The sequence below is a fragment of the Dorea longicatena genome, assembly GCF_024168045.1.
GTDB lineage: Bacteria > Bacillota > Clostridia > Lachnospirales > Lachnospiraceae > Dorea_A.
This window is the reverse complement of the sequence record NZ_CP100126.1, coordinates 32249-51340: the sequence shown is the minus strand read 5'-3', so window position 1 is coordinate 51340 and position 19092 is coordinate 32249. Positions and strand designations below refer to the sequence as shown.

General features: G+C 42.7%; 16 protein-coding genes and 1 pseudogene. 5 read left to right on the top strand and 12 right to left on the bottom strand.

Features of this window, described 5'->3' with window-relative positions; translation table 11 throughout:
- Positions 1-172 precede the first annotated feature (172 nt).
- The 5 genes from metG to NKF87_RS00225 form a co-directional block, all read right to left on the bottom strand.
- Positions 173-2113, bottom strand: coding sequence for a methionine--tRNA ligase (gene metG / locus NKF87_RS00245; RefSeq protein ID WP_118224866.1), 1941 nt, complete (start codon positions 2111-2113; stop codon positions 173-175).
- Positions 2114-2708: 595 nt separating this feature from the next.
- Positions 2709-4025: an amidohydrolase gene (locus tag NKF87_RS00240; protein ID WP_253583761.1), complete on the bottom strand. Its 1317-nt coding sequence runs from the start codon at positions 4023-4025 to the stop codon at positions 2709-2711.
- Positions 4026-4064: 39 nt separating this feature from the next.
- Positions 4065-4919, bottom strand: a complete 855-nt coding sequence (locus NKF87_RS00235) for a MetQ/NlpA family ABC transporter substrate-binding protein (protein WP_182420220.1) — start codon at positions 4917-4919, stop codon at positions 4065-4067.
- A 130-nt stretch (positions 4920-5049) separates the two neighbouring features.
- On the bottom strand, positions 5050-5718 hold the full coding sequence (locus NKF87_RS00230) for a methionine ABC transporter permease (protein ID WP_028088377.1): 669 nt from the start codon (positions 5716-5718) through the stop codon (positions 5050-5052).
- Positions 5718-6743, bottom strand: a complete 1026-nt coding sequence (locus NKF87_RS00225) for a methionine ABC transporter ATP-binding protein (RefSeq protein ID WP_028088378.1) — start codon at positions 6741-6743, stop codon at positions 5718-5720. Before NKF87_RS00225 ends, NKF87_RS00230 begins: the two co-directional genes overlap by 1 nt.
- Before the next feature lie 291 nt (positions 6744-7034).
- On the opposite strand from NKF87_RS00225, the gene NKF87_RS00220 reads away from it, so the two are divergent.
- From NKF87_RS00220 to NKF87_RS00210, 3 genes are all read left to right on the top strand, one after another.
- The gene (locus tag NKF87_RS00220; RefSeq protein ID WP_022415264.1) at positions 7035-7802 is read left to right on the top strand and encodes an AzlC family ABC transporter permease; all 768 of its coding nucleotides are present in this window, start codon (positions 7035-7037) and stop codon (positions 7800-7802) included.
- The gene (locus NKF87_RS00215; RefSeq protein WP_006427531.1) at positions 7792-8103 is read left to right on the top strand and encodes an AzlD domain-containing protein; all 312 of its coding nucleotides are present in this window, start codon (positions 7792-7794) and stop codon (positions 8101-8103) included. The genes NKF87_RS00220 and NKF87_RS00215 overlap by 11 nt, the downstream gene beginning before the upstream one ends.
- A 112-nt stretch (positions 8104-8215) precedes the next feature.
- Entirely contained in the window at positions 8216-9997 is a 1782-nt protein-coding gene (locus tag NKF87_RS00210; protein ID WP_253583759.1) for a DUF885 domain-containing protein, read from the top strand.
- 54 nt (positions 9998-10051) lie between these two features.
- On the opposite strand, the gene NKF87_RS00205 is transcribed toward NKF87_RS00210, so the two are convergent.
- The 4 genes and pseudogenes from NKF87_RS00205 to NKF87_RS00190 form a co-directional block, all read right to left on the bottom strand.
- Positions 10052-11947: an extracellular solute-binding protein gene (locus NKF87_RS00205; protein ID WP_253583758.1), complete on the bottom strand. Its 1896-nt coding sequence runs from the start codon at positions 11945-11947 to the stop codon at positions 10052-10054.
- 5 nt (positions 11948-11952) lie between these two features.
- Positions 11953-12789: an ABC transporter permease gene (locus NKF87_RS00200; protein WP_055284575.1), complete on the bottom strand. Its 837-nt coding sequence runs from the start codon at positions 12787-12789 to the stop codon at positions 11953-11955.
- A gap of 499 nt (positions 12790-13288) precedes the next feature.
- A pseudogene (locus tag NKF87_RS14230) lies at positions 13289-14368 on the bottom strand (ABC transporter ATP-binding protein); the annotation flags it as partial.
- 60 nt (positions 14369-14428) lie between these two features.
- Entirely contained in the window at positions 14429-14962 is a 534-nt protein-coding gene (locus NKF87_RS00190; protein WP_028088385.1) for a helix-turn-helix domain-containing protein, read from the bottom strand.
- A gap of 297 nt (positions 14963-15259) precedes the next feature.
- Between NKF87_RS00190 and NKF87_RS00185 the strand changes: the two genes are divergently transcribed.
- On the top strand, positions 15260-16219 hold the full coding sequence (locus NKF87_RS00185) for a hypothetical protein (protein WP_253583756.1): 960 nt from the start codon (positions 15260-15262) through the stop codon (positions 16217-16219).
- 121 nt (positions 16220-16340) lie between these two features.
- Here NKF87_RS00185 and NKF87_RS00180 read toward each other — a convergent pair whose 3' ends face one another.
- The 3 genes from NKF87_RS00180 to NKF87_RS00170 form a co-directional block, all read right to left on the bottom strand.
- Positions 16341-17141 carry an MBL fold metallo-hydrolase gene (locus tag NKF87_RS00180; protein ID WP_006427539.1) on the bottom strand — a complete coding sequence of 267 codons (801 nt, stop codon included), beginning with the start codon at positions 17139-17141 and terminating at the stop codon, positions 16341-16343.
- Positions 17142-17277: 136 nt separating this feature from the next.
- Positions 17278-17652: a Uma2 family endonuclease gene (locus NKF87_RS00175; protein WP_253583754.1), complete on the bottom strand. Its 375-nt coding sequence runs from the start codon at positions 17650-17652 to the stop codon at positions 17278-17280.
- A gap of 169 nt (positions 17653-17821) precedes the next feature.
- Positions 17822-18019, bottom strand: a complete 198-nt coding sequence (locus tag NKF87_RS00170; protein WP_118378359.1) for a hypothetical protein — start codon at positions 18017-18019, stop codon at positions 17822-17824.
- Positions 18020-18172: 153 nt separating this feature from the next.
- On the opposite strand from NKF87_RS00170, the gene NKF87_RS00165 reads away from it, so the two are divergent.
- Complete coding sequence (locus NKF87_RS00165) at positions 18173-19030, top strand: AraC family transcriptional regulator (protein WP_253583752.1); 858 nt, start codon at positions 18173-18175, stop codon at positions 19028-19030.
- Positions 19031-19092 lie beyond the last annotated feature (62 nt).

Here is a 19092-nt window from a genome sequence, read left to right as displayed (position 1 = left end):
TCCACATCATGTGGATAACTTGTGTGACAGATACTGTATATAGATGTCGGATATTGGAGATATATATCAAACAAGGACGGTGATTCCAAAAATCCTCCGTCCTCATTTTCATTCTTTCATATACAAAGCCAACTATTATCAACCAGTTTCTTTGTATCTTTCTATACTTGCATTAGCAGATCTCTGCACCGGCCGGCATATTCTTCTCCGGTGTCATAAGTGCCAGATTACCTTCTGCGTCTTCTGCGCACAGTAACATACCCTCAGATAATACTCCGGCAAGTTTTGCAGGTTTTAAGTTCACAAGAACCATAACCTTCTTGCCTACCATCTCTTCTGCAGAGTAATGTTTCTTAATTCCGGATACGATCTGTTTTACTTCGCTTCCGATCTTAACCTGTGAACAGAGAAGTTTCTTGGATTTTTTCACTTCTTCGCAGGCAATAATCTCACCAACCTGGAACTGCATCTTTCCGAAGTCATCGAATGTGATCTCCGGCTTTGCTTCGATATCGATCACTTCTTCGTCAGCTTCTTCTTTTGCCTCTTCCTTCTCTTCTACATGTGGGTGAAGTTCTTCTACTTTTTTCATTACTTCATTGACATCCAGTCTTGCGAAAAGGATCTCCGGTTTTTCTGTTACTTTTCCGTCTCCAAGCTGAGCAAGGATCTTCTCTGAAGTCTCCGGCATGAAGGATTCCAGAAGTTTTGCTCCTGCTTTGATGCTCTCGATCAGGTTGTAGAGAACGGTCTCCAGACGGTCTTTCTTTGCCTCATCTTTTGCAAGTGCCCACGGCATTGTCTCGTCGATGTATTTGTTGCAGCGTTTGAACAGTACGAAGATCTCTGTGATTGCATCTGCGACACGCAGTTCATCCATCTTCGCATCGACTCTCTTCGGAGTATCTTCTGTGACAGCCTTAAGATCTGCATCGACAGCCTTTTCTTCTTCTGTCTCGGCAACACCCTTATCTGTTACAACACCGCCGAAGTATTTATTTGTCATGGAAATAGTTCTGTTTACCAGGTTTCCAAGTGTATTTGCAAGGTCAGAGTTCATACGCTCTACCATCAGCTCCCATGAGATCACGCCATCATTTTCAAATGGCATCTCATGAAGTACGAAGTAACGTACGGCATCTACTCCGAAGAAATCAACCAGCTCATCTGCGTAAAGTACATTTCCTTTGGACTTACTCATCTTACCGTCGCCCTGCAGAAGCCATGGATGTCCGAATACCTGCTTTGGAAGCGGCAGATCCAGTGCCATCAGGAAGATTGGCCAGTAAATGGTATGGAAACGGATAATATCTTTTCCGATCAGGTGGAGGTCTGCAGGCCAGTTCTTATTAAACAGTTCTGTGCTGTTACCGTCGCAGTCATATCCGATTCCTGTGATATAGTTGGTCAGCGCATCGAGCCATACGTATACGACATGTTTTGGATCGAAGTCTACCGGGATTCCCCATTTGAAGGATGTTCTAGATACACACAGATCCTGAAGTCCCGGAAGCAGGAAGTTGTTCATCATTTCATTCTTACGTGAAACCGGCTGAATGAATTCCGGATGCTCATTGATGTGGTTGATCAGTCTGTCTGCGTATTTGCTCATCTTGAAGAAATATGCTTCTTCTTTCGCAGGCTTACACTCACGTCCGCAGTCCGGACATTTACCGTCTACTAACTGAGACTCTGTCCAGAAAGACTCGCATGGAGTACAGTACATTCCTTCATAAGATCCTTTGTAAATGTCTCCCTGATCGTACAGTTTTTTGAAAATCTTCTTAACCTGTGCTTCGTGATCTTCGTCTGTTGTACGGATGAATTTGTCATAAGAAGTATTCATCAGATCCCAGATCCTCTTGATCTCGCCTGCTGCATTGTCAACGAATTCCTTTGGTGTAACACCTGCTTCGTCTGCCTTCAGCTCGATCTTCTGTCCATGTTCATCTGTTCCTGTCTGGAAGAATACATCGTATCCCTGACTTCTTTTATATCTTGCGATGGCATCTGCCAGCACGATCTCATACGTGTTACCGATGTGCGGTTTGCCTGATGCATAAGCGATTGCTGTTGTAATATAATATTTTCCTTTATTACATTTTTCACACATGTTTTTTCTCTCTCCTTCTATGTTTACCGGATATATGAAATATAGAATGTGCCCTGGCACATTCTCGCGCTGAGCGCGGTCGCTTGCGACATCCTACTTCTTCGCGCGAATGCGCATCCTGCCGGAGGCTTTTTATATAACAGGAAACTCAGTTTCCTGTTATATAAAAAATCTCCCCTGCATTCACTCCTCATAACTTCTGTTACAATTCGTAAATCCCAGGGAAGACGAAAATCCGTGTTACCACTTCCATTCACTATCAGTCTCGCAACCGACAGTCTCTGCGGGTGAAGTCACCACTCCACCTCTCCGCTGTAAAGGGCGGAACCCTTCGTGAACTTACATTTTCCATGCTCATCCACACCGCTCAGTAAGCCATCTTCTGTAACGTTCCACCTGTCCCTCTCAGCATCACACTGCAGTATTCTCACCTACAGTTCACGGGATTCTCTGTAAGATTTCCTGTTACATACTCTCTTCATCAATGCGTTTGTCATATATCCATTCGTAATGTAAATCGTAGCATATAAGCGGGCGGGATGTCAAGGTCTACAGGCTGTACGTATCAATCTTCTGCAATTAAATTCCTTAACTATCAATCAAGTACTTCCTTAGAATCAAACTGCTCCATAAATTTTGTATATTCTGCAGAATCTTTGAATACTGGTTTGTAATTTTTAACCAGTTCTTTACTTCTTGCAGCTTTCTCTTTCAGCAATCCATATGCTGCCAATGCAAACATTTTCGCTGTATCAATATAAGCCTCTTCTTCATTCGTCACTTCAAAGTTAATCTGATGAAGTCCGCCTTTTACACCGCCTGTATTGAATGTATAAACAGGCATCAGATGCTGCACATCACCTACATCTGTAGAACCGCCGGAATGTCCCGCGGCCTCTCTTACAGGTACTTCCGGTGCTGCAAGTTCTGCAGCTCTCTTCAACTCCGGCAAAGCCTGTTCTGCAAGTGTCGGAAGGTATCCCGGCAGTGTAGTAATCTCTACTTTTGCTCCCATCGCCACTGCACCTGCCTGAAAAGAACGATCTGTTTTCTTTGCCGCATCCGTAAATGCTTCAATTGTTTTCGCTCTTACCAGTGTCTCGATCACAATTTCATCCGGAATAACATTAACCAGATTTCCACCTTTCGTAATGATCGGATGAACACGGACGCAGTCTTCGTCACGAAAAGTCTCACGGTTGAGCCCTAATGCCTGAAGGCCAAGAGAAGCTGCGGAAAGTGCATTCACTCCCTTGTCAGGAGCTCCGGCTGCATGAGCTGCTTTTCCTAAATAGCGGATTACTTTTGATACAAATCCATTTCCTGTTCCGCTTCCGACTTGAATTTCATCTCCCGGCTGAATATGATGCGCCAGGCAGAGATCAATATCATCAAACGCTCCTGTACGGATCAATTCGCATTTTCCACCTCCATAGCGAATCTTGCCCTGCTCACGCAGCTGATTCTTAAATTCAATCTCACCATACTCTTCTGCAGGTGTGGCAAAAAATACTACCTGTCCACCCAGTTTTTCTGCAATCTCAGGTACTGTAAGTGCAAGTGCCGCACCAAATATGCCTGCCATCTGTGCATGATGTCCGCAGCAGTGAGCCGCATCTGTTTCAGGATTTACATAGGCATGTTCCGGGATTCTCAGAGCATCCAACTCTCCTAAAAGTGCAAGACATGCATTCTCCTTCTTCTCTTCATTCAGGTATGCTTTTACACCTGTGATGGCAAATCCTGTTTCTGTGTGAAGTCCTAATTCTTTCATCTTATTTACAAATTTCTGTGAGGTACGAAATTCTTTATATCCAAGTTCCGCATGTGTATAAATATCTCTTGCAAACTCAATAACTTCATCTCTATGTTGATCAATTATATCTATAATTAACTTTTCCGTCTGATCCATGGCTTCTACCTCGCTTTCTTTAACTCCGCTCAGAACCACTTACTGAAGTTCTTCTGGGATCCACCATAATCCATCATTATTTTTTTTCATATATTCTTTGAATTCATCAGAATGATATGCATCTACGATTGCCTGTGCCCATGCTGCATCTTTGTTCTCTTTTTTTACTACAACCTGAAGTACAAGGTAATCTTGGATATCTTCGTTCGCAAGTGCTGTAGAAGCATCGATTCCTGCATTGTATACAACACTTCCTGTAATTGCTACATAATCAAAATCAGCCATTGTAGCCGGGATTGTCATACTGTTCATCTCTGTAAACTTAATGTTATGTGGGTTCTCAGTGATATCATCCTGTGTTATTGCGGATGGATCTGCATTCTCATCCAGTTTGATCCAGCCGATCTTCTGAAGCATCAGATAACACCGTGCTGTGTTAGATGCATCGTTTGGAACTGCCACTTTTGCACCGTTCGGAATATCATCGATCGAATCATATTTCTTAGAATATACACCTGCCGGCACTGTCGGGATCAGGCTGATTGCTACCAGATCTCCGTTATAACTCTTGTTGAAATTTTCCATGTAAGCTGTATGCTGCTCAACGTTAACATCAACATCTCCGTCATTTAATGCAACGTCTGCTGTCTGAAGATCAGAAAGATCAACGCCCTTTACTGTGTATCCCTCTTTTTCAAGAATCGGAACAATGGCATCTTCAAAAAGCTCTGTATATGGTCCCTGAGATTTTCCATAGACGATTTCCTTCTTATCTGTGTTTTTTGCTGATGAATCACTCTTTGCAGAATCGCCTGATCCTGAGTTTCCGCATGCCACAAGACCAAATGCTGTTGCCGCTACTAATACACTTGCAATAAATTTTTTCATTTTCATAATCTAAATCTCCCTATTCTTTTTATCTATCTCATGTCCGGCTGTCGTTACACAGTGACTGTAAACACTCACAACTATTATTACCAGGCTTGTTGTCCTGTCTTTTTTGTTTCTTACAGAACTCTGATATTTATTTATGCTGTCTTAATTTTCTTGAAATTGTATTTCCTGCAAACTGAAGGATCTGTACAAAGATAACCAGTACTACAACTGTGAAAATCATCAGTGGTGTATTCATTCTCTGGTATCCATAAGTCAGTGCCAAATCTCCGACACCGCCTCCTCCTACATATCCTGCCATCGCAGATGCTCCGAGAAGTCCGATTGTACCAGTTGTCAGTGCCAGAACAATAGATCCCAGTGTCTCAGGAAGAAGGAAGTAACGAATAGTCTGCCATGTTGTAGCTCCCATCGCTTCTGCTGCTTCCAGAATACCCGGATTAATTTCCAACAAACTGTTCTCCATCAATCGTGCCAGATATGGACTGATATAAATAACAAGTGGTACCAACGATGCCGTACTTCCAATCGTAGTTCCAACAATTGTTCTTGTCAGTGGCATGATTGCTACAAGAAGGATTACAAATGGAATGCTTCTTACAATGTTAATGTAGATACTTACGATATTGTAGAGAATCCGATTCTCTGCAAGTCCGCCCTTGCGACAAAGCACAAGGATCAATGCCAGAATGATTCCTATGATGGTTCCGATGATCAATGACCATGCCACCATATATAAAGTCTGTCCTCCACTGGTCAGTAATTTCTCCAGTGAAACTCCAAAATACTGCTGATCCATTAAATCACCTCTACCCTTTCTCTGATTACTCCGTTTTCGTCAATCTGTTTCTCTGCTTTCAGAATCTTCTCTTCAGATCCTAGCAACTGTAAAATGAACACACACATTATGTTGTCCTGGAGTTCTTGAACGGTTGCTCCTAAGATATTTACTACAATTCCTTCTACATGACAAATATCTGAGATAACCGGGCGTTTTACGCTGCTTCCGATAAATTTCAGTCGTTCTACACGGAAATGTTCTTTCTGCTCTTTTACAAGACTTATGATGCTTTCAGGGATCTGATCATTCACAACAGTCTGAACAAATCTCTTTGTAACTGGTGCCTGCGGTTTTCCGAATACATCCAGTACACTTCCCGCCTCGACTACCTGACCTTTCTCCATGACTGCTACTTTATTACAGATCATCTGAACCACCTGCATCTGATGTGTGATCAGAAGGATTGTAACTCCCATCTCACGATTAATCTTCTTAAGCAGTTTCAGAATTGCCTCTGTTGTCTGTGGATCCAAGGCACTGGTTGCCTCATCACAAAGCAGGATATCCGGTGTTGTTGTCAATGCTCTTGCAATTCCGACTCTCTGTTTCTGTCCACCGGAAAGCTGGCTGACATACACGTCTTTCTTGTCTTCCAGTTCTACAAACCGAAGAACTTCTTTAACTTTCTTGTCAATCTCAGCCTTCGGTACTTTCTCAAGAATCAGCGGCAATGCTATATTATGATAAACTGTTTTGGATTCCAGAAGGTTGAACTGCTGGAATACCATTCCAATTTTTCTTCTTAATTTACGAAGCTGCGGTTTCTTCAGACTTCCAAGTTCTTCTCCATGAACCGTTACAGTTCCGCTATCCAGTGTTTCAAGTCCATTTACAAGACGAATCAATGTGGATTTACCGGCTCCGGAGAATCCGATGATTCCGTAAATGTCTCCCTTTTCTACATGGATGCTTACATCCTGCAAGGCATGTACCTTACCGTATTTTCCGGAAAAGGTTTTGTTTGCGTGTTCTACTTTTATCATACTCATCACTCCATCTATGTGTATTTTTCGTATCTCAGATTCGATATGCGTATGATACTGCTTTTACCCTACCTTGTCAATAGGTTTTGTATGTTTTATATGTTTTCCACTAATTCGGCAGCTATTTTGAATTATTTCTATTCATTTTTTTATTCGTTTACATAGTATACTGTTATCTTTGTTCTCAATCTCTCCCATCTTCCACTTTTCACATCATTGACGCAACCAATCAGAGCGCTTATAATATTCTCGTTATTTACAGAAACTACACATAAGATTGGGGAATTTATTATGACCAGAAGACAATATTTCACCGCCGGTTTCAAGGACGGAATACCGATCTGTCTTGGATACATAGCGGTTTCATTTACATTTGGGATCATGGCAAAAAAAGTCGGAATTTCGATCTTTGATGCGGTTCTGATCTCTCTGACAAATGTGACCAGCGCCGGACAGTTTGCAGGGCTGTCGCTGATCGCATCGACTGCTTCTTATATAGAGATGGCCATCACACAGCTTATCATCAACTTAAGATACTGTCTGATGTCCTGCGCACTTTCGCAGAAGATTGATCCGGAAGCGCCGCTGTTCCACCGTTTTCTCATTGCTTACGGTGTGACCGATGAGATCTTCGGCGTCACAGTTTGCAAGGGTGGAAAACTGAGTCCGTTTTATTCTTACGGGGTTATATTTATCTCTGTATTCGGATGGGTATTCGGTACATTTCTTGGAATCCTGTCCGGTAATATATTACCGGCTCGTGTTGTCAGTGCATTAAGTGTCGCACTTTATGGTATGTTTCTGGCGATCATCATTCCGCCGGCTCGTAACAACCGTGTACTCGCAGGTGTTGTTGTCATTTCCATGGCAGCCAGCTTTTTATTTGACAAAACACCCGGGCTTAGGAATATTTCATCCGGATTCCGTATTATCATCATTACTCTGATCATTGCAGGAATTGCGGCTTATTTCTTCCCGGTGAAAGAGGACGAGTACGATGAACTGGAAGAAGCTGGCGAATTGAGTGACAGTACAAAGGAGGCACACCATGAATCATAATATTTACATTTACATATTTGTGATGGCGGCAGTTACTTACCTGATCCGTATGCTTCCGCTGACGCTGATCCGCAAAGAGATTAAAAGCACGTATATCAAATCATTTTTATACTATGTCCCTTATGTGACGCTTGCTGCTATGACATTCCCGGCAATCCTCAGTGCCACTGCGAATATCTGGTCTGCACTTGCCGGATTTATCATCGCCGTATTTCTGGCCTACCGTGGCAAGAGCCTGCTGAAGGTATCCTTGTTCGCATGTCTCGGCGTCTTTATTGTTGAGCTGATTACCGGATTATAAGTCATATAAGTTACCGGAAGTTTATGATATTGGCTTCCGGTTATAAACAATGAATACATATTTGCGGGAAATCCCCATATAAATGATACAAATGATTTATATGGGGATTTTTATGCAAAAATTTCTCGAAAAATTTAAACGGAAGCCATTACTCTTTTTGCTTCCGTCTGCATCCGTACTTCTACTCCTTTTTCTTCTGTTCTTTCATTCTCAACAGGATGCGGATCAGGCATTTTCGAAATATACTTCTGAACTTTTCCGACAGGAAATCAGTGGAAATACAATTACTCTCCACTACACCTTAAAAAATCCCGAAAAATATGGCATAAAAAATGCGCCCATTTCTTATGGACAATGTACCACCGATCCCGAACTGGTCCGGTCTAGTGTCGATGCGGAACGGACCAGACTTCGCTCCTATAACAGAACATCTCTTTCCAAAGACAACCGTCTTACTTATGATGTGCTGAATGACTATCTGAATTCTGCCTATGATCTGTCCCCTTATACACTCTACGACGAACCACTTGCACCTCTCACAGGAACTCAGTCACAGCTTCCGGTCATCTTATCAGAATACCGTTTTTATGAGATCTCCGATATTGAAAACTATCTGCAGCTTCTTACTAAAACACCGGAATACTTCCGCTCTATCCTGAATTTTGAACACACAAAATCCGAATCCGGTCTTTTTATGGCCTCCTACACTGCTGACTCCATCATCAAAGAATGCCGGGATTTTGTTAATTTAAAAGAAAGCAATTATCTCTATTCTTCTTTCGTGGAACGACTGGAAGAACTTGCTTCTGCCAGAGACGGTGTCCTTACCGAAAAGCAGCGGGAAGCCTATACCCGGCAGAACAACGTTTACATAAAAAAATATATTTTTCCGGCCTATGAACAGCTTATTTCCGGCTTGTCCGAACTCCGCAGTTCCGGCAAAAACAATAACGGGCTGTGCTATCTTCCGAATGGCCGGACTTATTACGAATATCTGGTAAGAAGTGAGACCGGTTCCTCCCGCAGTATTGCAGAGCTGCAAAATCTTGCAAATGCACAGATACTTTCGGATCTTACAGTTATGCAACGGGTGCTGACTGGTGATTCCTCTTCCGCCTCATCCTCCATAACTTCTGATATTTTCAGCCCCCAGGGTACACTACTCACCGAATCTGACCCGGAAAAGATCTTATCCACATTGTCCGGCAAGATTACGAAAGATTTTCCACCATATCCACAGATTCATACACAGATCAAATACGTCCAGAAATCCATGGAAGACTACTTAAGCCCGGCTTTCTACATGATCCCGGCCATCGACAACACTTCTGAAAATGTAATCTACATCAACAACGGGCACCTCACCGACAACCTCTCTCTCTTCACCACCCTCGCCCACGAAGGCTACCCCGGACATTTATATCAGAATGTCTATTATGCAAGCCTTCATCCCGATCCAATCCGCTGTGTACTGAACTATGGCGGCTACACCGAGGGCTGGGCCACTTACAGCGAGATGATGAGCTACTACTTTTCCACACTGACGAAAGAGCAGGCTACATTATTTCAACGCAACTCATCTGTCATTCTGGGACTATATGCACTTGCCGATATGGGAATCCATTACGATGGCTGGAAGCTTGCCGATGCGGCGGCTTTTTTCCACACTTATGGGATAACGGATGATGCGACCATTGAGGATATCTATGATCTGATCATTGCCGATCCGGCTAATTATCTGAAATACTATATTGGGTATCTGGAATTTCTGGAACTTAAGAAAAATGCGGTGAATAAATGGGGTGATAACTTTACGCAGATGCGGTTTCATAAGGCGGTTCTGGATGTGGGGCCGGCGTCGTTTGATGTGATCCAGAAGTATGTGTTTAAATAGAAACAGGGACGGGGAAAATTCCATTTTCCCCGTCCCCATTGGCCCATTGGCCCCTTAATTCGTATTACTAGCCGCAATCTTCACCTTACTCCAAAGATTACTGATCTCTTTCTTCGTCTCCTCATTATATTCAAAGACTTCATCATTCTTATTATCTGTTCTTGGTATATATGCATCAATTCCTTCGAACTCTCCGCCCTTGCCATACAGATCTTCCATAACCTTCTTATTCGCTGATGTATAACCTACATAACTTGAATTGTCATAAGCTCCGTCATAATCGCTCGCATAATTGATAAATGCATGTGCGAGTTTCGGATTCTTCGCATTCTTCGGAATGACCATGGCATCGGACCACTGGTTTGTTCCGCCTTCCGGCAGGTAGTATCCCATGTTCTCATTCTCATTGATTACATATGTCGCATCTCCGGAATAGATCAGGCCAAGTGCCTTTCTTCCCTGCGCCATGTTATCAATGATCTCATCGGTAACGATCTCCGGCTTCATGGTCTGTACACACTGTACCAGCCAGTTATAAGCTTCCTGGATCTGGCTTTCGTCGGACGTATTCATCGAATATCCCAATGCCTTCAATGCCATCATAAAGGAATCTCTCTCTGAGTCATACAGGTAGATGTCCCCTTTATATTTCTGATCCAGGAAAATGTTATAGCCTTCTTTTTCCAGGTCTTTGATATCGACTTTTGTCTTATCGTACACGATTCCGGCTGTTCCCCAGAAATACGGAACAGAATATTCATTCCCCGGATCATACGGAAGTCCTTTGATCGCATCATCTAATTTATCCATACAGTTCAGTTTCGACTTATCCAATTTCTGTAAATATCCCTCAGAAATAAGTCTCTGGATCATATAATCACTTGGTACGAGAATATCATAAGCTTCTCCATTTGCGACCTTAATATACATCTGTTCATTCGAATCAAAATTTTCAAGAAGTACCGTTGCTCCTGTTTCTTTCTGAAAATCCTGAATAATATGTTCACCTACATACTCGCCCCAGTTATAGATACGAAGCGTCTGCCCCTCAAATGGCAATGGCTCTTTCTTGTTATTATATGTCACAACTCCGGCTACGATCGCCAGTACACACACAACCGCAACTGCCGGTACCAGTACATTTCGTCTGCCGATGCTGTTTCTCTTCGCACGTTTTGCAAAAAGTGCCGGTGCAGCATTGATGATCACAAGTACGATCGTGATGATCACAACCACCAGTGTCGAGATTGCATTGATACTCGGGTTGACACGTTTACTCATCGTATACACCATGATACTTAAGTTCTTCACACCACGTCCGGTTACGAAGTAAGAGATAATAAAATCATCCACTGACATGGTAAATGCGATCAATGCACCGGCTACGATTCCCGGCGTGATCTGTGGCACAACAACTTTCGTCAGTGCCTGCCACGGTGTTGCCCCAAGATCCATTGCCGCATCGGCAAGGTTCGGATCCAGCGATTTGATCTTTGGCATGACCGATAACATAACATATGGAATACAGAATGCAATATGTGCCAGAAGCATCGTTACATAACCTTTTTCCACATGAAATGTAATAAATAATAACATAAATCCGATTGCTGTTACAATCTCCGGATTCATGATCGGAAGGTTGTTGATCTGCTCCATCAGGTCACGCACAATCTTCTTTGATTTACTGATACCGATTGCTGCAATTGTTCCTGTTACCGTTGAAATAAAGGTCGCAAGCAATGCAATACTGAATGTTGTCGACAGTGCATCCATCATATCTGATGAATCCAGCATATGTTTGTACCAGCGGAGTGAAAATCCTGTAAAACTCGTCAGTGATTTTCCATCGTTAAATGAGAATATGATCATGTACAGGATCGGAAGATAGAAGAACACAACCGCCAGTATCATAAGGATCTTCCCTATCGGACGTTTTCCCTTATTATTCATAACGATTATACCCCCTTTCCACCCTGGTTACGAATCTCGATCTTACGGACAACCATCATAAGTACCATCATGATGACCGCCATGATCATGGAAATGGCACTTCCGAAGTTCCACTCTCCAACCGTAATGAACTGGTTCTCGATCATATTTCCGATGAGGAAATACTGACCGCCGCCGAGCAGCTTCGGTATGAAGAAAGAACTGACTGCCGGAAGAAATACCAGCGTAATCCCGTTGATGATTCCCGGCACGGAAAGCGGCAGTGTCACACGCTTAAATGTCTGCGCCGGGCTTGCCCCAAGGTCTGCACTCGCTTCCAGCAAGGAATTGTCCATCTTACTAAGTGACGTCTGGATCTGCAGGATCATAAATGGCAGAAAGTTATATACCATTCCCAAAAGCACTGCCTCTTCTGTATAAAGAAGAGACCCCTTTCCCAATCCCACCAGTTGTAAGATTCTCTGGATCAGGCCGCCGTCACTTAAGAGTCCGATCCATGCATATGTTCTTACCAGCATGTTGATCCACATCGGGATCGTGATCACAAGAATCAGCGCATTCTGCTTTTTCTGCTCACTGCGCGCAATATAATATGCAATCGGATAGCCCAGCAACAGGCAGATTACGGTTGTCTTTACCGCAATCACAATGGAACGCCAAAGGATTAATAAGAAATCCGGGTCGGTAAAAAATTTGGCATAATGTTCCAGTGTAAATGTGAACGACAGAATGGTATTTCCCTGGTCTGTCACTGAATAAAGTGCGATCAGAACCATCGGGAACACCAGCATCAGTACCGCCCACACAATATACGGAAATGCTAACTGTGAAAATTTCTTCATCTTAGAATACCACCTTCGGCATAACATGGATATCTTCCGGGAAGAATGTCAGGCCGACCTCCTGTCCTTCCTCCGAATAATCCGTTGTATGGATCTTGAACTCTCGTCCCGTAGTGGAAAATGTAATCTCATACACGCCTTCTGTTACTTCTTCCGGATCAAAATCATAGTCTACACTGATGTCCACGCTCTGGTCTTCATCCGTCAGTTTCCAACCCTGTGCATTTGCCCATGTCTTAAGATCCGTATCCAATGCCTGGGATTCTGTAATCTCATCTACCGTCTTGAAGAAGTTGAATGCCATAACACCTTCATTTGCCTTCTCATTCTTAACGAACGGCTGGTTAACTACAAAGATGGTTCTCTCGATGCTGGTTCCGTTTGCTGTGCTGAATGTTACCGGATACTGGCCTTCTTTTGCTTCCAGTTCATATTCAATATTTGCAATGGAAATGTACTCATCACTTTCCGTCTCCCATGCCTGTGCATTCGACAGTGCGACAATTTCCTTATCATCCAGATTCTCCACATCTTCCAGATCTACATAGAAGTTGTTGGCACTGATCTTCTCGCTTCCGTCTTCGCTGGTCACATCGTGATTACGGATGACACGCATGTTGACCGTAACACTCGTTCCGGGAACCGTCTCCACCATGATCTCATAGTGCACACCCTTGAACAGAACACTTAATACCTCACCTGTCATCTTGCCGTCTTTTACATCTACGATATCGATGTCTTCCGGACGGATCACGACATCCACCGGCTCATTTTCCTTAAAGCCCTGATCCACACAGTCGAACGTGATATCATCAAAACGGACTTTGTAATCCTCAATCATTCTTCCGGAAATGATATTGCTCTCTCCGATGAAGTTTGCAACGAAACGGTTTGTCGGCTCATTGTAAATCTCCTGCGGGGTTCCGATCTGAAGGATCTCACCTTTCTGCATAACGACGATCTTATCCGACATCGTAAGTGCCTCTTCCTGATCGTGTGTTACGAAGATAAATGTGATGCCGACCTCCTGTTGGATGCGCTTCAGTTCATACTGCATTTCCTTCCGAAGCTTTAAGTCCAGCGCTGCCAGAGGCTCATCCAGAAGCAGTACCTTCGGCTCATTGACCAGTGCTCTCGCGATTGCCACACGCTGCTGCTGACCACCGGAAAGTAAGGTCGTATTCTTATCCTCATAGCCTTCCAGACCGATCAGTTTCAGCATCTTCATAACCTTCTGTTCAATAATATCTTTACTCATTTTTTTAAGCTTTAATCCAAATGCGATATTTTCATATACGCTCAGATGTGGGAATAATGCATATTTCTGGAATACGGTATTCAGTTCTCTTTCATACGGTGGTTTTCCGGTGATATCTTCATTGTCAAAGATCACCTTTCCTTCATCCGCATCCAGAAATCCTCCAAGGATTCGGAGCAGTGTAGTCTTACCACATCCACTTGGTCCAAGCAGGGTTACGAATTCATTTTCATATATGTCCAGGTTGATCCCTTTTAACACAACCTGCGAATCAAAGCTTTTCACAATATTGCGAAATTCGATTAGTTTTTTCTCTTCCATGGTTCTCCTTTCCATGGGGACGGGTTTTCCGGCTTTTTTACTGTCCCCTCTGGTTTATTTTTAAAAGATTGGCGGTGTCGTGATCCACAATATCTTTGCCGGGCTATTCCCGTGATTATAAAGATAATGACTCTTCGCACCATCCATATAAAACGTCTCATGCGCCTTCACTTTATATTTTTTACCGCCGCGCATAATCGTAATATTTCCCTTCAGTACATAGCCAAATTCCTCGCCCGTATACGACGTCTGGATATGACTCTTTTTATGCGGATAGAGTGTCATAAGAATCGGCTCCATCTGGTTCTTCTGCGCATTCGGAATGATCCATTCCACCTGGTAATCTTCTTTCTCATCAACGAAGAAATCATCTGTTCCGAACACGATCTGCTTTTCTTCCTCTTCGTGAAAGAATTCCGACAGATTACTTCCAAGTGCTTCCAGAATGTCCTCCAATGTCGCAATACTCGGTGCCGTCAGGTTACGCTCCACCTGTGACAGAAATCCTTTCGTAAGCTCACTGCGCGAAGCCAGATCTTCCAATGTCAGATCGTTCTGCTTTCTAAGCTCTCTCAGCTTCTTTCCGATATCCACATTTTCACCTCCATATTTTCAAAAGTTTTCTATTACTATACTTTTTTTTCAAAAATACCGAACAAACTTTATTATACACATGTATGTGGATAATGCAAGTGAAATGCATGTAAAACCTTGACATAAATTAAAAATATGCTATAAGGACATTGCCTGCCCGGAAGTCTGTGGTCCGCAATGCCGCTTACGGAACTTGTGATCGCAGTATATGTGGCGTATCATATGCGGAAATATACGTGTTCACTGCCGGGATAATGTGTTATCATTAACCATAGAAAATTTTCCAGAGGTAACCACATGAATACAGCAACTACAGCAAATATTCAAAATAATAATCCTACTGCCTTTTACCACCTCCCAGGCCTGTTTGAATTTTACGAATTGTACCGCATATTCCTTCCATTATTCCGGAAACACAGGGAATATTTTTACGACTGGTGTGAGATTGGCTCGATCTATGGCGCTCCTTCGGATTGTATCTGGGGCGGCGGGCGTACTTCATTTGGATATTCTAATCCGGAAGACGTGCTTGATCTGGTGCGGGAATACGGCATCTCGGCCCGACTGACGTTCAGTAATTCGTTGCTACGGGAAGAACATCTTACAGATAAGAAATGTAACGAACTTTGTAAAATGTTCGAACACGCCTCTGATGCCGATAATTCACCACATACACACCAACTCCAGAATGGCGTGATCGTGCACTCCGAGCTTTTATTAAACTATTTACAAAAAAATTATCCTGATCTCTACCTTATCTCTTCAACCACAAAAGTTCTGACAGATTTTCAGGATTTTTTAACTGAAATAAACCGAGAAGATTTCCGTTATATTGTACCGGACTTCCGGTTAAACAAAGTATTCGATAAATTAGATCTGATGTCGCAGCACCAGAAAGATAAAGTAGAATTCTTATGCAATGAATGCTGCTGGTTCGGCTGTAAGGACAGAAAGACTTGTTATGAATCCGTCAGCCGGAAGAATCTCGGAAATCCTGCCCCGGAGTTTCACTGTTCTTCGCCGGATGGTGGTAACGGTTACCGCTTTTCCAAGGCAATGGAAAATCCCGGATTCATCAGTGTAGATGATATACAGAATATTTACATGCCAATGGGATTTTCTAATTTTAAGATTGAAGGACGTGGGCTTGGAAGTGCGCTGATTCTTGAATTTCTGCTTTATTATATGACGAAGCCGGAATATCAACTGCATGTCAGGGAAGAGATTTATCTGGATAATATGCTCGATCTTTTTTAGCCATGGGGACAGGGTTTTTGACTTTTTTATTGTCCCTTCCGGATCAAAAATGAACGCAAGAAAACCTGCCCGTCGGCAGGTTTTCTTACATTCTAATCTATTTTTATTTTCTTTTGCTTTTCTATATCTCAAACGTCTCCAGATCATCCGGCACATACAGATTGCCATGATAATACTGCTGTCCTTCCTCCGTATACAACTTCTTTCTCTCCGCCAGATGTGTCTCTTCTGTATGATACAACAACAGATTCGGCACACCGAGTTCTTCCGCAAGCTGGCATGCTTCTTTTACTGTACTATGATGCTTCTCATAAGGCTTGAATTTATCCGCCTCACCGAACAGGCAGAATGCCTCATGAAGCAGCCAGTCACTGCCCTTCACATATTTATAATCCACCTCATTGTACGGCTCGTCACCAACACAGGTGAATTTCTTACCGCTCTTAAGCTGCATGGTGAATCCGAACTGTTTCGCCTTTGTCGAACCAATGTCGAAGAATGTCACTGGACATCCGAGAATCGTTCTGCTGTCTCCGTCTTTCACGACATCAAACTGGATTCGCTCTCCCATATGCTTACAGACCTTCTGCTGGATCGTCATATTTGCGATTGCCTGAATCTTCTCTGCCAGCTCCTCATGGCAGTAAATGCGAAGATCACCTTCATATTTTCCCTGGTTCATTCTCTGTCCGATCATACGCACCAGCCAGATAATTCCAAGCACGTGGTCTACATGCTCGTGTGTAACGAAGATATCGTGGATATCATTCATGTCGATTCCTGTGTCTTTTAATACTTTCAGAATACGGTTGCCACCGCCTGCATCTACAAGGAAATGTTTCCCTTCATCGCTGATTGCATAGCAAGTATTATAACATTCACTTACCGTTGCATTTCCGGTTCCTAATATTGTTAATTTCATATGCTTTTCTCCATTTCTGGTTTTTGTACCGCTTTTTTCGTAGTACTTCTATCAGCAGTATAGCATATTTTTTTCAACTGGTTATGTACTGGATTTTGAAATAATATTCATTTTTTCTTTTTATAATATAAATGTGCTAAATATTTACAACACTGTTGACAATTTCCTCAAAATCTATCCTACACTCCCCATCATAAATTCCAACCGGCACTTCCCCATCCATTCCATATATCATCAGATCCATATTTTCTCCAAAATCATCTCCCAGATCATACACAATTACCTTCTGATTTTTCACATCCGCAATCTCCTGATGTGTAACGGCAGGTGCTGCCATGTCATATAAAACGCCATCGATCAATTCATATCTCTGGTCATCGGGCAGGGCATAGTAATCCTCTAATGTATATTCCCCCTGCTTCTTTACCTGATATGCTCCCAGCGCTTCTGTTGCTTTGTTCTTATCTGCTGTCAGCAGTTTTGGCAATCTAATTTCACGATAAAGAATCATAGTAAAAAGCGAATGCTTTTTTGAAGTAATTGCATTGTAGCACATTTGTTTTGTATATTCAAGAGTTAATATATTTAATTTTATTTTAACCATATAACAATAACAAAAAAAGCCATTGGGGACGGAGGAAAATCCGTTTTCCCCGTCCCCAATGGCCCACAAATTCTTCCTATCTGTTAGATGCTGCAACACGTCTTGCATCTCTCATGATCTGTCCTGCTGCATAACCATTTCCAGACATCACTGCTGAAGCTACTGCAAAATACTCTGCGTTATCCAGAAGATATTTTTTGAAACGCTCCACTAAACCAGCCTTTTTCTCTGTGTTATTCATTACCATTGTATTCTTAATTGCTACTGTGCTCATATTGACCTCTCCTTTTTATTATCTATATATGATTTACATTTGTTTTCCGTTTACATCTTGTATTTTAGCCTTGTTTCTATTTTTAAACCAGTGCTATAATTATCTTGTTTTACAACGATATTGATATTTACCATTTATAAAAAGGAGATTATTATGGCAAAAGCATATCACGAAGCCCTGCACCCACTCGGCAATCTAGGCATCCAGGTATCAATGGCAGCTCTTGAAAATACACACATTCCGGCACACTGGCACGAAGCCATGGAGATCTTATTCTGCCTGAACGGATCCGTCCGTATTCATGTCGAACACGAACATCTTACTCTTCAGCACAATCAACTGATTGTTTTTGATTCCAAAGAAGTACATTCCATACATTCGGATTCCAACCTCTATATGTTCCTTTGTATCCACGTCGACAAGAAGCGGCTCTCTGTCTACTGCCCGGATCTGGAACTGTATCATATAAAGTGCCGCCCGGTTCCTCTGGATGATCCAAAATCCACCCAGTACATCCATATCTGCCAGCTTGCCCATGATCTGACACGTCTAAATGTAGAAAACGAAAGCACCAGCGCCATGCGTTCGGACGGCACGGCATTGCTGATGCTTGCTGATTTGATTCGTTATTTTTCTGTATATTCCCTGCCGGGAACGACTGCGGGCACTAGTCAGTCTAATGATACTTTGCGAGAGATTATTACTTATGTAAATGAACATTACACCGAAAAACTCTCGCTGAAAGAAGTAGCTAATCAGATAGGATTCAGCAGGGAATATTTCTGCCGTTTTTTCAAACAGCATATGGGCATTACGTTTCTTCGTTATCTGAATGAAGTACGTATTTCTCATGCAGGGCGTCTCCTTATGAATACGGATATGTCAATCTCTGAGGTGATGAGCGAAAGTGGCTTCACCAATCAGACGATTTTTAACCGCCTCTTCAAAGAGATCTATGGGATGACACCCCGGCAGTCACGGAACACTTCTGTGGAAGAGAAATATTTATAATACCATCTTCACAGCTCCATACATTCCTGCATCATTACCTAACGTTGCAAGAACGAATTCAG